Origin of the sequence: Streptomyces sp. NPDC020917, assembly GCF_044333795.1 — a bacterium.
GTDB lineage: Bacteria > Actinomycetota > Actinomycetes > Streptomycetales > Streptomycetaceae > Actinacidiphila.
Genome location: NZ_JBIRRR010000005.1, coordinates 33,758 through 52,073, shown reverse-complemented (window position 1 = coordinate 52,073; position 18,316 = coordinate 33,758). Strand labels below are relative to the sequence as shown.

The following is an 18,316-nucleotide window of genomic DNA, read 5'->3' as shown; positions in this document are numbered from 1 at the left end:
TCCCGCGGCCGCCCGGCGCGTCCGGACCAAGGAGCACCCATGCCCGACGGCATCACCGAGGACAGAGACCCGACCGACGGCCCCTCCCGCCGCGCCATGCTGCGCTCCGGGGCCGCCGTACTCGCCAGCGTGAGCCTGACCGGTGCGTTCGCCGGCCGGGCCGCCGCCGCGTCCGGGTCCGCGGGACCGGGCAGCGGGGGCCCGGGGGCCGCCGGCGACCTGGCGCTCTACCGGCCGGTGACGGTCTCCTCGACCGCGTACGGGCCGGTGCCGGGCGCGTTCGTCGTGGACCGGATGGCGCAGTCGGGTCCGAAGGGCAGCGGCTGGCGGGCGGCGGACGCCGACGGCCAGCAGTGGGTCGCGGTCGATCTCCAGGGCCCCTGCCGCGTCACCTCGGTCGTGCTGGTCTTCGAGGCGGCCGAGGGCGACACGGTGTTCAAGCCCGCCGACGACGTCAACCCCCGCAACGGCACGACCGGTTGGGAGGTGCTGTCCAGCTACGCCACGGCGTTCCGGATCGAGGCGTCACCGGACGGCAAGGACTGGACGAAGGTGCAGGAAGGCACCACGAGCACCGGCGGCAGCGTGGAGGTGGTCCTCGACACGCCGGTGACCACCCGCTGGATCCGCATGGTCGGCACGGCGCTGTCCAACCCCAACCCGCTGGGCCTGAACTCCTTCCAGGTGCTGGGCACCGAGCTCGGCCACCGCCCGGCCGCGGGCGGCTGGACCGAGTGGACCAGCGGCGCCCGGCCGGTGCCGGCGCTGGAGGTGGCGGACGACGGCACGGTGCCGATCGAGTCGGGCTGGAACCTGACGCTCGAGGAGTTCGCCGGCACCGACGACGGCGCGCTCGTCTCGGCGCCCGGAGTCGACACCTCGCGCTGGCTGCGCGCCCAGGTGCCCGGCACGATCCTGGCGTCGCTGGTCGCCGAGGGGCACCTGCCCGATCCGGTGCGCGGTTTCGACAACCTCCGCGTGCCCGAGGCGCTGAGCCGCAACTCCTGGTGGTACCGCCGCACGTTCCGGCTCCCGCAGGGCTTCGGCGGGCAGGCCCGCAACCGGGTGTGGCTGGAGCTGGACGGCATCAACCACCAGGCGGAGATCTGGCTCGACGGCACCAAGGCCGGCGACCTGGCGCACCCGACCGCGCGCACCGCGCTGGACGTCACCGCCGCGCTGGCCGGCGGCAAGGACCATGTGCTGGCTGTGCGCATCGACCCGATGCCGTACCCCGGCAGCCCCGGCGACAAGGGCGCCGACGGCAGCTCCTACGCGGACGCCGGCTCGAACATCATGATGCTCAACAGCCCCAATCTGCTGGCGGTTTCGGGCTGGGACTGGATGCCCGCGGTGCGCGACCGCGTGATGGGCATCTGGAACCACGTGCGGCTGCGCGCCACCGGCGACGCGGTCATCGGCGACGTCCGCGTGGACACCGTGCTGCCCGCCTCGCCGGACGCGTCGACCGCCGAGGTGACGGTGACCGTGCCGGTCCGCAACGCGGCGTCCACCGCCCGCACGGTGACCGTCGAGGCCCGGCTGAGCGGGGTCAGGGTCCGCAAGGACGTGCAGGTCGATGCGGGGAAGAGCGTCGACGCGGTGTTCGCCCCGGGCGACTTCGCCGCGCTGCGCCTGAAGAACCCGCAGCTGTGGTGGCCCAACGGCTACGGCGCGCCCACGCTGCACGACCTGCAGGTGACCGCCGCGGTCGGCGGCGCCACCAGCGACACCCGCACCGTGCGGGTGGGCCTTCGGGAGATGGCGTACGCGTCGGAGAACCCGATCACCTTCGCGCCGGGCGCCAACCACGCCGAGCAGACCGTCGACATCCCGGCGCAGCAGGCCCGTTACGTCCGCATCCAGGGCGGCAAGCGCGCCACCGGCTTCGGCATCTCCCTGTGGACCCTGTCGGTGCTGGACAGCGCCGACCCGGGAACCGACTTCGCGCTGCACGGAGCGGCCACGTCGTCCTCCAACGACAACTCCTCGAACACGCCCGGCAACGCGGTCGACGGCGACCCGCAGACCCGCTGGTCCTCGAACTACACCGACGACCAGTGGATCCAGGTGGACCTGGGCCAGACCCGGTCCTTCGACCGGCTCACGCTGGTGTGGGAGACGGCCTACGCGCTGACGTTCACCGTGCAGGTCTCCGACGACGGCAGCACCTGGAAGGACGCGCTCGCCGTCGACAACCGGCCGCACCAGCTGCAGATCAGCGTCAACGGCGTGCGGGTCATGTGCCGCGGCGGCAACTGGGGTTGGGACGAGTTGCTGCGCCGCATGGGCGGCGGCCGCATGGAGGCGGTCGTCGGGATGCACCGCGACATGAACTTCACGATGATCCGCAACTGGATCGGCAGCAGCAACCGCGAGGAGTTCTTCGCCCGTTGCGACGAGAACGGGCTGCTGGTGTGGAACGACTTCTGGAACGCGTGGTTCCTGGACCCGCCGAACCACGCCGTCTACCTCGACCAGGTGCGCGACACCATCCTGCGCTACCGGTCGCACCCGTGCATCGCCGTGTGGTGCGGCGCCAACGAGGGCACTCCGTCGGGGGAGATCGACCAGGGCGCCCATGACGCGGTCGCCGCCGAGCACCCGGGCGTGCGCTACGTCAGCAACTCGGCCGGCGGCGTGGTCAGCGGCGGCGGGCCCTACGCGTGGATCGACCCGAAGCAGTACTACTCCGCGCAGACGTACGGGGCGGGCACGTTCGGCTTCCACACCGAGATCGGCATCCCGACGGTCTCGGTCGCCGAGAGCATGCAGAACCTCGTGGGCGACGAGGACGGCTGGCCGATCAGCACGGTCTGGAACTACCACGACTGGTCGACGAAGGGGAACCAGTACCCGCAGAACTACAAGGCGGCGATCGACGAGCGGCTGGGGGAGTCCTCGTCTTTGGAGGAGTTCGCGGCCAAGGCGCAGTTCGTCAACTACGAGTCCATGCGGGCCATGTTCGAGGCGTGGAACGCCAACCTGTGGAAGGACGCCAGCGGTCTGCTGCTGTGGATGTCCAACCCCGCCTGGCACAGCACGGTCTGGCAGACCTACGACTACGACCTCGACGTCAACGGCAGCTACTACGGCGCCCGCAGCGGCTGCGAGGCGCTGCACGTCCAGGCGGATCCGCGCAGCGGCGACGTGCTCGCGGTCAACCACACTGCGGACGCCCTGCACGGCGCGGTCGTCACGGCCGAGGTGCTGGACCTGTCCGGGCACCGGCTGGCCGCCCCGCAGCGGCAGACCGTCGACGTCCCCGCGTCGGCGACCGCCCCGGCCTTCACCGTCACCGCGGGCAGCGGCGTGCACCTGCTGCGGCTGCGGCTGAGCGCGGCCGACGGCACCGTCCTGTCGGAGAACACCTACTGGCGCAGCGACAAGGCCGCCGACCTTCAGGCGCTCAACAAGCTGTCGGGGGCCGACCTGCGCCTGACCAGGGGCCGGGTCACGGCGCGCGACGGCCGCCTGACGAGCGTCCTCACCGTCCGCAACGCCGGGACCGCGGTCGCGCCGATGGTACGGCTGTCGCTGCGCAGCCACCGCACCAAGCAGCGCGTGCTGCCGGCGCAGTACTCGGAGAACTACCTGTGGCTGCTGCCCGGCGAGCAGCGCACGGTGACGATCTCCTGCCCCGACACCGGCGCGTGGACCGCCGGGGAGCTGGAGGTCACGGCCCAGGGCTACGGCACCGCGGCGGTCTCGGACCGGCCGGGCAACTGACCCGGGAGGCCGGCGCACGGGCGCGCCGGCCGCCAACGACGGCGGCGGACGGGGGAATCCCCCCGTCCGCCGCCGTCGCGGTCTGCCGGCTCCGGGCCCTGCGTCGTCTACCGTGAGTCCCGATCTTCACGACCACCGTTCATCGAGGAAGGGCCCCCATGGCACTGTCGGAAGCACTGAAGAAGCTCGTGGACGACACCACCGTCTTCGCGATCGTGGCCACCCTCCAGCCCGACGGCAGCCCGCAGCAGTCCGTCGTGTGGCTCATGCGGGACGGCGACGACCTGCTGTTCTCCACGACCGTGGACCGGCGCAAGTACAAGAACCTCAGCCGGGAGCCGCGGGTGAACATCCTGATCAACCCGGCGGACTCGCCCTACACCTACGCCGAGGTGCGCGGAACGGCCGCCCTCACCACGGAGGGCGGCCCCGAGCTGATCAACCAGCTCTCCCGCAAGTACACCGGGAAGGACTACGCCGAGTTCAACCCGGCCTCCCAGGAGGACGCGCAGCGCGTCGTCGTCCGCGTGACCCCGCGCAAGGTCGTCGGCTCCCTCTGACCGTCAGGACCGGGCGTGCCGCGTCCTGCCCGGGTCCGGTGCGCCGGCGACCCGCGCGGGCCGCGCTCAGCGCGCGCCGGTCAGCGTCAGCGACACCAGTCGCGGCAGGCGCGCCGCGTCGTCCGGGACGGCCAGGGCCACGTACCGCGCCTGCCCGGACAGTTGCAGCGACACCGTCGGGCCGCGGCCCGTGAGCGTCCCGGCCTGCTGGTACGTCAGCCCGTCCGCGCTGGTCTCGATGCGGGCCGCGGGGGTCGGGCCCGCCGTCCAGTGCGCGACGAGGGTGCCGAGCGGGACGACGGCGCCCAGGTCGACGACCATCCGCCCGCCCGGTCCCGGCGTCCACGAGGTGCCCGGGTCGCCGTCGACCGCGGCGCCGGGGTCGGACATGCCGGCCGGCAGCGGCGACGTCGGGAACGTCACGCGCCCCAGGGCCAGGTCGTCCAGCGGGTAGGGCGCGACGCCGGGCAGGGCGACCGTACGGGCCTGCCCCGCGCTCACCGTCACCTTGACCGCGCGGCCGCCGGGCGCCGCGACCTCCACCCGGCAGGACGGGCCGCGCAGCACGACCGTCGCCGCGTCCCGCACCTCGGCGCTCAGCCCCGCGGGGAGCCGGCCGCTCACGGCGCGCAGCACGGCCCGGGCCGGCGCCACCGCCGCGGTCGCCGCGCCCAGCGACGCGTGGAACGCGGTGCCCTGCGCGGTCACGGTCTGGCCGCCCGCGTACAGGGTGACGGCGCGGGTGTCCTGCGGCAGCGCGACGTCGGTGGACACCGCAGCGCCCGACAGGTTGAACAGGCTCAGGTGGCCGCCGGCCGTGGAGGCCCGCACCGCGTCGTGACCGGTCGTGGGCGCGGGCAGGGCCGCGGCCGCGCGCACCGCCGCCGGGTCGCCGTCCGGCAGACCCTCGACGAGCAGCGGTTCCGCGGGCCCGTCCGACAGCAGCACCGTGTCGCCGTACACCGCAAGGGGGTTGGCCGCGCCGCGGACCACGAAGCCCGCCCGGCCGTCCACGCTGATCCAGCCGCCGGTGCTGCTCAGATCGGCCGGCGGGTACTCCACCAGATCGGTCCACGTCGAACCGTCGCTGGAACCCTGCACGGTGTACGCCTGGCCGGCGGCCGCCTCCCAGTTCAGCGTCACCCGGTCCACCGCGACCGGCGAGCCCAGGTCCACCTCCAGCCAGCTGTCCGCGCGGGTGCGGTCGCCGACCGACACCGCCCAGCGCGTGGTCGCGTTGCCGTCCACGGCCAGCGCGGCGCCCTTGCCGCTGTCCGCGGAGGACGCGGTCGCGACCCGGCCCTGCGCGAGGTCGGTGCCGCCGGCACCGTCGCGCACCTCGAACGCGTACAGCGAGTAGCCGTACTTGGGGTTGCCGCGCCGTCCCAGCATCCGCAGGTAGCGGTGGGTGCCGCGGGCGAACGTCAGCGAGTCGACACGCGGCCCGGCCGTCGGGTTGCCCGCGTTGCCCGAGTCTGCGGAGGCGACCGCGGCCGAGCCCTCCGCGGCGGTGTAGGTGCGGCTGCCGACGAGCCCGGCGACTCCCGGCATCGTCAGGTTGAACACCTCGATCCGCCCCTCACCGGCACCCGTGCCGGTGGTGGCGTACACGACCTCGCCGCCGGGCAGCGTCGTGAAGCCCGCGTAGCCGCTGTCCAGGCCCAGCAGCACCGCGCTGGCGTCCAGACCGTCCCGCAGCCCGGTGTACGTGGCGACGGCGCGCCCCGCGACCTTGCCGGTCGTGGCGGGCAGGAACATCGGCGTGCTGCCGCTGAGCGAGAACAGCCAGTCGTCGTGCGCCGGCTGCCAGCAGAACTTCACGAAGCCCGGCTTGGTGACCGCGCCCGCCCACGCCCGCGGCGACTGGTGGGCGACCAGGCCGGGCCCGGTGCCGAAGTCGGTGACACCGGAGGCCCGGCGGAACAGCTCCTCGGCGGTGAGCGCGGTGACGCTCTCGCTCTGCGCGGCGCGCCACTCGTGCAGCAGGTAGCTGATCGCCAGCTCCGCCCGCGCCTCGGGCTCGTACTTGGGCTCGCCCGAGAACTTGGTGATCCGGTCGACCGGCGCGTACGCCTGGTAGGCCGGCAGCCGCTCGGCCAGCGCCACCTCGGCGCGCGCGGCCGCCCGGTCGCCCAGCACCTGGGCGAGGAACGCGATCGGGATCACGTCCCGGCCGTACAGGTGCTCGCGGTCGTTGACCATCGGCATCAGCGGCTCGCCGGAGTCGCTCATCACCGCCAGCGTGGAGGCCCACAGGCGGTCCGCGTTCGGCTGGGCGGTGAGGACCTCGGGCAGCGGGCGGCCGGCGGCCAGGAAGTGCACGGTGTTGCGGCCCGACGTGCGCCACAACTCGCACTGGTAGTGCGGGCCGAAGGAGCCGTGGTTCTCCACGATGAACGTGTCGTAGAGGTTCTCCGCGGTGTTGTCGCTGATCGCGACGCCGTCCACGACAGCCGGGTTGGCGAGGTCGGCGGCCGGCAGGCCGGTCTCGTTGCGGCTCCACCTCCCGTACCAGCCGTCCCAGTCGGCGTACCGCGGGTCGTCCGAGGCCCAGGCAAGAGCGGGCGCCAGCGACTGGGCGTAGACGCCCATCTCCTCCAGCTTGGTGTCGCCGACGTGGTTGCCGCGCAGCCCGTCCGGCGTCCACGACCCCGACAGCGGGTCGTTCCCGGAGCCCAGCGAGGTGGTGTAGGCGGCCTGCTGGCGCACGAGGGAGTCGACGTTGCGCTGCGTGGCCTCGTCCAGCTCGTCCCACAGCAGCCGGGCGGCGAGCACGAAGTACAGCTGGAACGTGGTGTCGAAGAAGAGGGTCTTGCCCCACTCGGCGCCGCCGTTCAGGCGGTTGGAGGACGCGAAGTGGGTGAGGGTGGCCAGGGTGCGCGAGCGCAGCGTGGCCTCGTCGATCCCGGCCGCCTCGGCGTCGTAGCCGCCGCGGGTCAGCAGCAGGGCGTGCCCGAGCACCACGGCGAAGTTGAAGTCGGTGGCCTTGTAGTGGCCCGCCGCCGCGTCCCACTGCGTCTCGGTCCACCGGGTGTGCCGCAGCAGGACCTGGTGGTAGGTGGCGGCGACGGCGTCCGGGGGCGTGGTCGAGGGCACGATGCCGCGGGGCGCCGCGCCGGTCCCGTCCGCGGCCCGGGCCGGCGACGCGGTCGCCAGCGTGGCCGGCATGGCGGCCAAAGCCGCCGTGATCCCTGCAAGTTGGGCGAATCTACGACGGCTCATCGGGGCTGCGCGGTGCTGCACGGTGGCTCCAACCTCGGCGCCGGTCCCGCCGGCACCCTTAGACAACGTTGTCAACTGTCGGTCATTCTTGGCATCACGGGGCGATGCCGTCAACCCCTGTGCGGTGGCGTGCGGGGCGGGGATGGTGGGATGGGGGAGGTGGGGTGGACGTGCCGGACGGGTGTCGGGGGGGCGAGCCGGGCACGGGTGGCCGCCACCCGCCGTCACCGTGGCGGCCACCTCGGTCAGAGCCAGGCGTCCGGCTTACCCCTTGAGCTGGCCGGTGGCCTGGAACTCCTCGACTCCGACGACCCCGTCAGGGTTGTCGTTCTTCACGTAGAGCCGGATCCTGGTGGTCGCCAGGCCGTGCGGCGCCTGGTAGGAGACCTGCTGGTGGGTGCCGATCGACTGGTACGGCATGATGTCGATCCACTGGTTCCGGGAGGCGCTCCAGCGCTGGACCTTCCAGCTGGTGATCATGTTCCTGCCGTTGTTGTCGTTTTGGATCCGGAACTCGAAGTCGCGGTAGTCGTGGTCGAAGTCGTACTCGACCCAGGCCTCGTTCGCGGTACCGCCGGCCTCGCCGGTCTCGACTACGCCGTCCCACAGCATGTCCGGCCGGCTGGCGGTCCATCCGCTGGAGGCGGTGTAAGTCGCGTAGTCGGCCAGGTTGTAGGAAGGCAGTCGCCATCGCAGGCCCGCGTAGGCGGGCTCCAGCCCCGCGCCGGCGATGATGGCCTGGGCCTCGGCCGGCCAGTTGGCGTCGGGGTAGATGTGCGGCGGGCCGTCGCCGTCGAAGGTGAAGTACCCCTGGGCCGCCGCTACGGTCGAGTAGTTGTGCGAAGCATAGATGGAATACGGCTTCCGACCGGGGTTGCCGGCCGAGAAATCGCCGCGGTCGCCGACGTTGTAGTCCCACCTGATCTGGTACGACTGGTTGTCGCTCCCGTAGGCATGGCCGTTGCTGCACGCCGACACGTAGTTGTGGTCGACAACGGTGCCGGGCCAGGCGCCGAAGGAGTAGATCGAACCGGAGTCCGTCATGCCCCACTGCCGCTTGGTACCGCCGTTGTAGACCCAGTTGTAGCTGATGGTGGTCTTGCCGATGCCGTCCGGCCCGGCGTAGAGCCCCAGCTCGTCGGCCATCCGCTGGTGGATCCCGGAGTACCCGGTGTTGTAGACGAGGTTGTGGGTGACGGTGACGGCGTAGGTGTTCATCAGGCTGATGCCGGTGCCCTGGAAGTAGTCGTCGCCGGTGTCGTACACCACGTTGTCGTTGATCGTGTCGTACTCGGTGCGTTCGGCCGGCGTGACGTTCAGATCCTCCCAGCGGCCGGCGATGACCCCGGCCGCGGTGAGGTTGTAGAGCAGGTTTCCCGTCACGTGGGTGTTGTGCACGCCGTTGCGCAGCTGCACGCCGCCGTTGCCCGAGTAACGCACGGTGTTGCCGACGAAGTCCACGTGGTCGGTGTCGGTGAACTTGATCTGGCCGGGGACGTTCGTGGCATAGAAGGTCGAGCCCGAGCCGGCGTCGTACATGGCCTCGGCCTGCGTGCCGCCCATGAACGTGGTCCCCGGCAGCTGCCAGTTGCCGTACTCGAAGGTGATGCCGTCGAAGGTGATGTCGTGCGCCTTTGCGTCGGAACCGCTGCCCTGCACGTTCACCAGGGTCTCCACCACCGGGACATGAACGTCCAGCTTCGAGAGATCCTCGCCCGCTCGCGGGTAGTAGTACACCCTGTGCGCGGCCTGGTCCAGGTACCACTCGCCCGCGTTGTCCAGCTCCTGGAAGGCATTGTCGACGTAGTAGGTGTCCTTCCCGCCGACCGACCCGGCATCCGTGCGGTACTGGAAGTACGGCTGCTGCAGGTAGACCTTCGCCGTCGTCCCGTCGTCGACGATCTTCGTGACCGGGAAGTAGTCCATCTTGAAACCGTGTCCGCGGTGCATGAGCCGCAGGTCGGTGACGTTTGTATAGGCCTTCAGCGCCGACACCGGAAAGGTCACACCGGCGTACGGGGCGGGCGCTGGCGCGTCGCGGAACAGGCCGGTGCCGTTGATCCCCTTGCTCATCGCCAGCTGGGCCCGCACCCCGTTGACGTACAGCTGGCGGAAGTAGCCGGCGTAGCCGGCCGAGGGATCGACGTCCGCGCTCCAGTACGGCCGACCGGGCACCTGGGTCCATCCGGTGACGGCCTTGCCGCCGTCGATGACGGGGGTCTCACCCGGGTAGGCGGCGTAGACGACCTTGTGGCCGTTGGAGCCGGAGTCGGCGGCCGTGAGCTGGAAGGTCTGTGTCTCGGTGTAGTGCCCGCCGCGCAGACACACGGTCACATCCGCCGTCATGTCCCGGTTGACACCGTGGTCGCGGATGAAGTCCCGGGCATGCTCCGGCGTCCGCCACGGCCTGCCCAGGCTCCCGTCCGCCGAGTCGTCCCCGCTCGGCGACACGAAGTACGTGCACGACTTGTGCACCGGCGCCGCCGTCGCCGGCCCTGCTCCTACGGGAAGCAGCAGCGCGGCCGCACCCAGCACAAGGCCGGATCCCCATCTCCGTCTGAATCTCATCGCATTTCTCCTTGAGCGTGAGGAAGTGGTACCGGACCACGGCGTCCGGAACCGGAGGAAGGTCGAGCACCATCAGGAGGTGTTGAACCCGTAGACCCGGAGCGCGTTCTCGCGCATGACCGCATCGCGCTCGCCGGGCGACAGTGCTTCGAGCGCTGAGCGCACCACGCCCCGCCACTGGTCGAAGCTGGTCGCGTGGGTCGAGACCGGCCAGTCGGTGCCGTAGAGGCAGCGCTCGGCGCCGAACGCACCCAGCGCGAAGGCGACATGATGCGCCGCCACATCGGGCTGGAAGGCAGGATCGCCGGGCTGTACGGCGATCGAGGACAGCTTGCAGACGATGTTCGGGTTCGCGGCCACCACAGCGAGGTCGGCGGCCCATCGGCTGAAACCGAACTCGTGCGGTGCCGGCTTGCCGAGGTGGTCGAGGACGAACACGGTGCGTGGCTCGCGGCGGCAGAGCTCGGCGACTTCCGGAAGCTGTCCGTGGCGGACCGTCAGGTCGACGGCGAGGCCGGCATCGCGGATCGCCTTGATGTCGGCCGTGAAGTCCTCGCCGAGCAGTGCTCCGTCCGCTGCGTGGTGCATGACCCGGCGGACGCCGCCGACCAGGTCGGCGCCGGGCTGGTCCAGCCACCACGCTCCGCCGCCCGGCACCAACTGCGCGACGATCCGCACCGGGAACCGGCACCGGCCGGCCTGCCCGGCCAGCCAGTCCAGTTCGGCCGCCGCGAGATCGGGACGCGCCGCGGCCTCGATGAACACCGCCGCGGACAGCGGCGGCAGGTCCGCGGCGAGGCGCTCGGCATCGACCCGCTCGCCTAGGTGCGGCCAGCGCGCCAGCCACGGGTACTCGATCAGGGCCTTGTCCCACAGGTGGACGTGGGTCTCGGTGATCCCGTCCAGTGCGGCCGGTGGCGGAACGTCGGTGGTCTGGCACGGCTGATCCGGCATCGCACACGCGCCTCCTTGTCCCTTAATGAGTAGGGTTAATGTGGGCTATTGGGTTGTCATGAACGAGCTTGAAGACGATGGCCGCCTCACGGTACCAACCCGCAATTGCTGGTGGAATACCCTTGCAAAGCGGCTGAGTTGCTGATCTTCCCTCGGGAGCGAAGGTCCGACGGACCTCTTGCTGGAGCCGGGGTCGGGTGCTACGTTGGCCGCTCGCTCCCCATATGTGTATGTGTAATTGCTCCTTAATTCCTCAATGGATCCGGTTAATAGCAGATAGGTGATGCCGGTGCGTATCGCGGAAGTGGAAGCCTTCTCCGTCCGGGTGCCGCCGCCCGACCCTCCGTACCGCTGGCGCGACGGTCTGCGCGGCCCGGCCGGCGGCGAGGTGGGCGTCCTGCGCATCGTGACCGACGAGGGGGTCGCCGGCGTTTCCGCGGCCGGCAAACCGGGTTCCGATCTGGCGCTGCGCAGCCTGGTCGACCGCGTCCTGCGCGACGAACTGGTCGACCGCGACCCCCTGCAGCGCGAGTGGCTGTGGGAACGGCTGTGGAACATCGACCGGACCGAGTACCTGCCGATCCATCTATTCGGCCTGGTGGACGTCGCGTTGTGGGACCTCGCCGGACGGGCGGCCGGGGTCCCGACGTGGCAAATGCTGGGCGGTTACCGCACGTCGATCCCGGCCTACGCCTCCACCGTCACCTTCGGGACGGTGGCTGAATATCTGGACGTCGCCGACCAGTGCCTCGAGCTGGGATATCCGGCGATCAAGCTGCACGCCTGGGGCGACAGGAACGCCGATGCCAAGCTCGCCGTGAAACTGCGCGAGCACGTCGGACCGGACGTGCCCCTGATGTACGACGGCTCCGCTGGCTTCGACCTGCCCGACGCGGTCTACGTCGGACATGCCCTCGCCGAAGCCGATTACCTCTGGTACGAGGAACCGATCCGCGAGTACAGCATCACGTCGTACGAATGGCTCGCCGAGCGGGTCAGCGTGCCGCTGAACGTCGCTGAGACAGTGCCAGGAGCGCATCTGAGCTCCGCCGACTACGTCGCCTCCGGTTGTGCCTCATATCTGCGCACCAGTTCGGGCCTGCGCGGCGGCATCACCGGCGCTATGCGGATCGCGCATCTGGCCGACGCCTTCCGGCTGCGCGCCGAGGTCCACGGCAGCGGCATCGCCGCACGCCATCTGTGCATGGCGATTCCGAACACCACGTATTACGAGTCACTGGTCACCAGCAACCGGGTGTGCAGGGAGTGGGGCATCGACGGCAGTGGCAACGTCGCCGCGCCGACGGAGCCCGGAATCGGGCTCGCCCCCGGCCCCGACTACCCGACCGACCTCGAGCAGTACGTCCACCGCATCTGACAGGGACCGGTCGATCCCCGACACCAAGGAGCCGCCGTGAGAACCACCGCAGTCCACTCCACGCCGACACCCGGTTCGACGAGAGTTCCGCGCCGACGTGCCCGTACAGCTCTCGCCGCCGTACTGGCCGGCATGGCGGTCGCCGCCGCCGGATGCGGCAGCGCAACCCCTCCGGCCGCCAAGGCGTCGCCCGGTGCAGCGGCGTTCAAGCCGGTCACCCAGGACGACAGCAGCCCGATCACGATCTGGGTCGACGCGACCCGGGTGGCCGCGGTCAAGGCCTACCAGGCGGCACATCCCAGTGTGAAGATCAACATGGTCACCTACAGCGGCGATGCGGGCGGCGCCAACGACCTGCAGACCAAGGTCCAGTTGTTCGACCGCACGGGGTCCGGCTGGCCCGATGTGGTATGGCCGGGCATCCAGGACCCGACCTGGGCCGCCTCCGGAGCCCATCCGTTCGCCGCCCCGATCGGGGACCTGATCAGCAAGGACACGCTCACGAAGTACGCCAGCGGGGCGATGAGCCTGTGCACGTTCAACGGACACATCTACTGTCTGCGCAACGACCTTGCGCAGAACGTCCTTTGGTACAACAAGTCCCTCATGGACAAGTTCGGTTACACCGTGCCCACTACCTGGGAAGCATGGGAGCAGCTCGGGCTGCGCGTGGCCAAGGAGCACCCCGGATATCTGGTCGGCGAGGTCGGCAGCACATCGGCCGAGGAGATCTACTTCTACGGCGCCCAGTGCCCGATGAACCAGGTGACCGGCGACAAGACCGTCAAAGTGAACCTTCAGGACCCGCACTGCACCAAGATGGCCGGGTTGCTCGACCGGCTGCTGGCCGCCAACGCGCTGGGCAAGGTGGGCAAGTTCGACACCGGATTCATCAAGAACTCCGCCGACAAGATCCTGATGATGCCGGGGCCGGCGTGGTACGGCCAGGTAGTGTTCGCCAGCGCCTACCACACGCCCGCCGGCCAGGTCGCAGCCGCGCCGCCACCGAATTTCGGCGACGACCCCACCAGCCACACCGGAGCTGTGGGCGGCGGGATGTGGATGGTCTCCTCGCACAGCAAGAACCTCAAGGCCGATCTGGACTTCGTCCAGTGGGTGACGCAGGATCCGGGCTTCACCGCGAGCCAGGGCACCTACCCGGCCTACCGGCCGGCCGCCGCGGGATGGCTGAAGAACCAGCAGGCGTCGGGATACTTCGCCAACGACATCGGGCCCGTGCTGACCAGCGCAGCCGACAAGATCTGGTCCGGCTGGACGCAGTCGGCACCGTTCTCGCAGGAATCGATCTACGGCACGACGATTGTGCCGGCCATTACCGCGGGCCACACCATCACGTCCAGACTGGCCGACTGGCAGTCCGCGATCGAGAACAAGGCCAAGTCGCTCGGCTACACGGTGGAGCACTGATCCGGTGACAATCTCGCATGCTCAGCGCGGCTCCCGGCGCTCGCGCACGCAACGCACGTCCAAGGCAGGGTACGCCTTCGTCGGTGGCTACGCGGTCCTGCTGGCCGCGTTCGGTCTGGTACCCGTTGGCTATGCCCTGTGGATGTCGGTGACCAACTCCGCCGGACAGCTGGTCGGCTTGGGGAACTTCACCCGGGTCGTCGACGACTACCGGTTCGGGCCGGCGTTCGGCCACATCGTGGTGTTCCTGGCCGAATGGCTGGTCACCTTGATGGTGTTGGTGATAGCCCTGGCTCTGATGCTGCACGGCAGGATGCGACGTGCAACCCGGGTCATCCGGTTCCTGTACTACCTGCCCGGGGCGTTCGCGGGCGCCTCCAGCGTGGTGCTGTGGCTGATCCTGCTCGACCCGGTCGCGAGCCCCGTGGGCAAGCTGCTGCGCGCCGCAGGATGGAGCAGTTTCAACCAGGTGATCGCCCCGTCGCACCTCCCGGTGATCTTCGTGGTCATCGCCTTCTGGACGGGGGCCGGCGGCTGGATTCTCATCATGTACGGGGCGCTCAACGGCATCCCGGACGAGGTCATGGAAGCCGCCCGCCTCGACGGTGCGAACTCCTTCCAGACCGCCTGGCACGTCCAGATCCCAATGCTGCGCAGATGGATCGCCTACATGCTGATCCTCGCCTTCGCCGGCGGCGCCCAGCTGTTCGTGGAACCGCAGCTGGTCGGGATCGCCAGCTCCGGCCAGGTCCCGGACTCCTGGTCGCCGAATCAGCTCAGCTACCAGTTCGCTTTCGCCGCCGGCGACTTCAACGGAGCGGCGGCGCTCGCGGTCATCCTGCTGGTGATCAGCATCGCGTGTGCGGCCCTGGTGGTCTTCAGAGCCCGACTGTTCGACAAGGACTGACCATGACCACGGCACTCGACACCAGGCGCTGCTCCGCGAACACCCGGACGGCTGGCCGTCACGTGACGCAGCGCCGGACGATACTGGCGCGTATCGTCTGGATCATCGTCGTCGCCACCTTCCTGCTCTTCTTCGTGGTGCCGATCGCGTGGATCCTGCTCGCCCCGACCCGCAGTGACGGCGACATCGTCCGCGGCGCCCCGCTCGCCTTCGGCTCCTGGCACGGCCTGGGAGCCGCCTGGGACCACGTCTACGCCTTCCAGTCCCACGCGATCCTCACATGGATCAAGAACTCGGCTATCTATTCGTTCGCCGCGTTGGCCATCACGCTGGCGACCTCGATCCCGGCCGGCTACGCCCTGGCGATGACCCGGTTCCGGCTGCGCAAGCTGCTGCTCACGCTGACCTTGATGGTCATGCTGATGCCGGCGGCCACGCTGGTGCTGCCGCTGTATTTGGAGATGGACGCGGTCGGGCTCACCGGATCGATCTGGTCGGTCATCCTGCCGTTCTCGTTCTTCCCCTTCGGGGTCTACCTCACCTACACCTACTACGCCGCGACGGTCTCCGACGACCTTCTGGAAGCGGCTCGGATCGACGGCGCCAACGAGTGGGTCGTCTTCCACGCCATTGCCCTGCCGCTGGCCAAGCCCGTCATCGCGCTGGTGGCGTTCTTCAATTTCGTCCAGAACTGGAACAGCTTCTTCCTGCCGTACGTGATGCTGCCCTCCAGCGACCAGTACCCGGCCCAGGTCGGCCTGGGCAACCTGCTGACCTCTTCCCCGCTGTTCAACTCCGCCAGCGGCATCTCAGACATCTACCGTCCGGAGATCGCGTTGGCGGCGCTGATCACCACCGTCCCGGTGCTGGTCGTCTTCCTGTTCGCCCAACGCGCCCTCGTCACGGGGATGACGGCGGGCGCCACGAAAGGCTGACGCCGGCTGAGCGCCGGCCACGGGTCGCGAAGCGCCGCGGACGGAACACGGATCGCCCAACCCCATCTGCCGGCCTTCCTGTCCGGCAGAACCTCCTGACCGAGGGACAACCATGTCACGTGCAAGAAGCCTGGCCCTGGCCCTGGCGATGGCAGTCGCGTTACTGCCGCTCGGGGCCCTGCATGCGGCCGCGGCCGCGGGCTCGGCCCCCTCGTCCTGCAACTACTACGTGTCGCCGGCGGGAAGCGATTCGGCCCCCGGCACGGTCACAGCCCCTTGGCGAACGCTGGAACACGCCCGCGACTACATCCGCACCAACAACCTGAACCAGCACATGACGAGCGATCTGACGGTCTGCCTGCGCGGAGGCCGTTACACCCGGACCCAGACCTTCAGCCTGACCGACGCCGACTCCGGATCCGACGGCCACAAGGTGATCTGGGCCGCGTACCCGGGCGAGGCGCCGATCGTCGACGGCGGCAAGGCGGTCACCGGCTGGACCCAGGTGCCCGGGCAGCCCTACTGGGTCGCCGACGTACCCACCACGGCGGGCTATGCGAGCTACTTCCGGCAGTTGTACGTCGGCGGAGTGCGCGCGCAACTGGCCACCGGCAAGGGGATCGCCGGGACGTCGTTCTTCCGTGACACCTCCGTCCCCAACCCGGGCAACCCCGACAACCCGGGCAGGGTGTACGACGGCATCGTGTTCCCGGCCTCGGCCATCAGGGACTACAGCAACGTCACCGATCTGCGGCTGGTCCACCAGGGCGCCGGATTCAAGGCGGACTACTTCCCCGTCACCCGGATCACCAGCGACGGCGCCAACGCCAGGGTCTACCTCCAGCAGCCGTGGTTCCAATCCCGGCTGGACGCGGGGTCCGGTCTGGCGTTCAACGACACCTTCTACGTCCAGAACGCCTTCCAGGAACTCGACAGCCCCGGCGAGTGGTACCTGGACCAGGCCACGCATCGGCTCTACTACTACCCTCGGGCCGGCGAGCGCATGGCTACCGCCCACGCCTCCGTGCCCGTCGTGGAGACACTTGTCGACGTCCGTGGGACGAGCGGGACGTCGAAGGCCCACGACATCGAGGTCACCGGGATCACCTTCGAGCACGGCAACTGGATGTGGCCCGGCTCCACGTTCTTCGGCGGCTCCCAGGCCGAGGCGATGTACGGGGACCCGGACAGGCACGTCTACACGACCAACGTCCCGGGGCAGATCAAGCTGACGAACACCGATCAGATCTCGTTCATCGGCAACACCGTGCGCTACTCGGCGAACGGCGGCCTGCAGTTGCTGAACGGCGCCGACCACACCACTGTGACAGGCAACCTCTTCTACAACACCACCGCGGCCGGAATCATCGCCGGTCGCTGGGAGGACCTGGCTGTCACGGCCGACCAGCGCACCGAGTACGCGAAGATCGACGACAACGTCGTGTACGACACCGGTGACGACTTCTGGCAGGCCACCGGTATCAGCCTGATGAACACCTACGCCGTCACGGTCACTCACAACCTGGTCTTCAACACCGCCTACGCCGGGATCCACCAGCGCATGGCCGACGAGACGGGCCTGTACGCCGGAGCGGACGGTATCGGCCGTACGACGTTCAGCTACAACGAGGTCTACAACGCCGGCACGAAGAAGTCGTTCGGCATGAGGGACTCCGGATCGATCTACTCGTTCGGCGCCTGGCCCGGCAGCTCGGTGGACCACAACTATGTGCACGGTGTGACGACCGGACGCGCCTACATGAGCGACAACCAGTCGTACCAGACACGCTGGGACTACAACGTCGCCGACGGCGGGCTGTTCTTCGCTGCATCCCCGGTCCGCTCGCCCTTGAGCGTCTATGCCTCGCACAACTACACGACGACGGCGACGGGCAGCAACTACACCTACTTCATCTTCGACGTCGACGGCGCGCCGCACGTCTCCTCTGACACCGCCTGGCCCGCCGAAGCCCAGGGCATCATCAGCGGAGCCGGGCTGGAGCCGGCCTACGCCCGACTGCTCCGGCACGTCCCGGTCTCCAACCTGGCCGACTACGCCACCGCCCGCGACGCCAGCGGATGGATCAATGCCCAGCCGGCAAAGCTGTGGGACGGCGTCGTCGAGACCGGCGAGGAGGGCGGGACGGCGAACACGGCCTCGATCGAGTACGACTTCCCGGCCGACTACCGGGCGCTCACCTTCCGCCTGTCGCAGGACGGCAACGGCACCTACCAGGCCACGGCGTGGAAGGTCCAGCGCTGGAACAGCTCACTCAACCAATGGGCGGACATCATGCCGTACCAGACGCTCGCCGGTCCCGGGCAGGTCGTCTACCGGCCGGCGAACAACCTGGCCACGACGAAGATCCGGCTCTACGTGGAGAACGCCAACGCCGGCGGACTCGTCGGCGTTCAGGAGTTCAGCGTGACGGGACAGTACAGGTCCGCAAAATCCAGTTGATGATGAGTCCGACACAGTCGGCATACTCAGTGGCTGTCGCGGGAGGTGAATCCGGCGGCAGCCACGCCGTAGCGCAGCATCCCGGTGTATCCGGAACGCGCCTGCGCGCATGGCTCGCCGTCGTAGGATGAGCCATACTCAATAGTAACCGACCAGGCCGACGCGGGCGGAGCG

10 protein-coding genes are annotated in these 18,316 nt (G+C 69.7%); 7 read left to right on the top strand and 3 right to left on the bottom strand.

The features are described from left to right. Positions 1-39: 39 nt before the first annotated feature. Together ACH4TG_RS12525 and ACH4TG_RS12520 are read left to right on the top strand one after the other, a co-directional pair. Complete coding sequence (locus ACH4TG_RS12525) at positions 40-3,729, top strand: discoidin domain-containing protein (protein WP_398242188.1); 3,690 nt, start codon at positions 40-42, stop codon at positions 3,727-3,729. 158 nt (positions 3,730-3,887) lie between these two features. Beyond that, positions 3,888-4,289: a PPOX class F420-dependent oxidoreductase gene (locus tag ACH4TG_RS12520; protein WP_398242187.1), complete on the top strand. Its 402-nt coding sequence runs from the start codon at positions 3,888-3,890 to the stop codon at positions 4,287-4,289. A 66-nt stretch (positions 4,290-4,355) separates the two neighbouring features. On the opposite strand, the gene ACH4TG_RS12515 is transcribed toward ACH4TG_RS12520, so the two are convergent. The 3 genes from ACH4TG_RS12515 to ACH4TG_RS12505 all read right to left on the bottom strand — a co-directional run bounded on the left by ACH4TG_RS12515 (position 4,356) and on the right by ACH4TG_RS12505 (position 11,033). Next, complete coding sequence (locus tag ACH4TG_RS12515; RefSeq protein WP_398242186.1) at positions 4,356-7,511, bottom strand: discoidin domain-containing protein; 3,156 nt, start codon at positions 7,509-7,511, stop codon at positions 4,356-4,358. Between the two features lie 264 nt (positions 7,512-7,775). Next, complete coding sequence (locus tag ACH4TG_RS12510) at positions 7,776-10,079, bottom strand: right-handed parallel beta-helix repeat-containing protein (protein WP_398242185.1); 2,304 nt, start codon at positions 10,077-10,079, stop codon at positions 7,776-7,778. 72 nt (positions 10,080-10,151) lie between these two features. Next, on the bottom strand, positions 10,152-11,033 hold the full coding sequence (locus ACH4TG_RS12505; protein ID WP_398242184.1) for an amidohydrolase family protein: 882 nt from the start codon (positions 11,031-11,033) through the stop codon (positions 10,152-10,154). 289 nt (positions 11,034-11,322) lie between these two features. Between ACH4TG_RS12505 and ACH4TG_RS12500 the strand changes: the two genes are divergently transcribed. The 5 genes from ACH4TG_RS12500 (at position 11,323) to ACH4TG_RS12480 (ending at position 18,142) form a co-directional block, all read left to right on the top strand. Then, positions 11,323-12,411 carry an enolase C-terminal domain-like protein gene (locus ACH4TG_RS12500; protein WP_398242183.1) on the top strand — a complete coding sequence of 363 codons (1,089 nt, stop codon included), beginning with the start codon at positions 11,323-11,325 and terminating at the stop codon, positions 12,409-12,411. A gap of 36 nt (positions 12,412-12,447) precedes the next feature. Then, positions 12,448-13,839 (top strand): ABC transporter substrate-binding protein, encoded by a 1,392-nt coding sequence (locus ACH4TG_RS12495; protein WP_398242182.1) that lies wholly within the window; start codon positions 12,448-12,450, stop codon positions 13,837-13,839. A 4-nt stretch (positions 13,840-13,843) separates the two neighbouring features. Further along, positions 13,844-14,746, top strand: coding sequence for a carbohydrate ABC transporter permease (locus ACH4TG_RS12490; protein ID WP_398242181.1), 903 nt, complete (start codon positions 13,844-13,846; stop codon positions 14,744-14,746). Between the two features lie 2 nt (positions 14,747-14,748). Continuing rightward, on the top strand, positions 14,749-15,681 hold the full coding sequence (locus tag ACH4TG_RS12485) for a carbohydrate ABC transporter permease (RefSeq protein WP_398242180.1): 933 nt from the start codon (positions 14,749-14,751) through the stop codon (positions 15,679-15,681). Between the two features lie 112 nt (positions 15,682-15,793). After that, entirely contained in the window at positions 15,794-18,142 is a 2,349-nt protein-coding gene (locus ACH4TG_RS12480) for a right-handed parallel beta-helix repeat-containing protein (RefSeq protein WP_398242179.1), read from the top strand. Positions 18,143-18,316 lie beyond the last annotated feature (174 nt).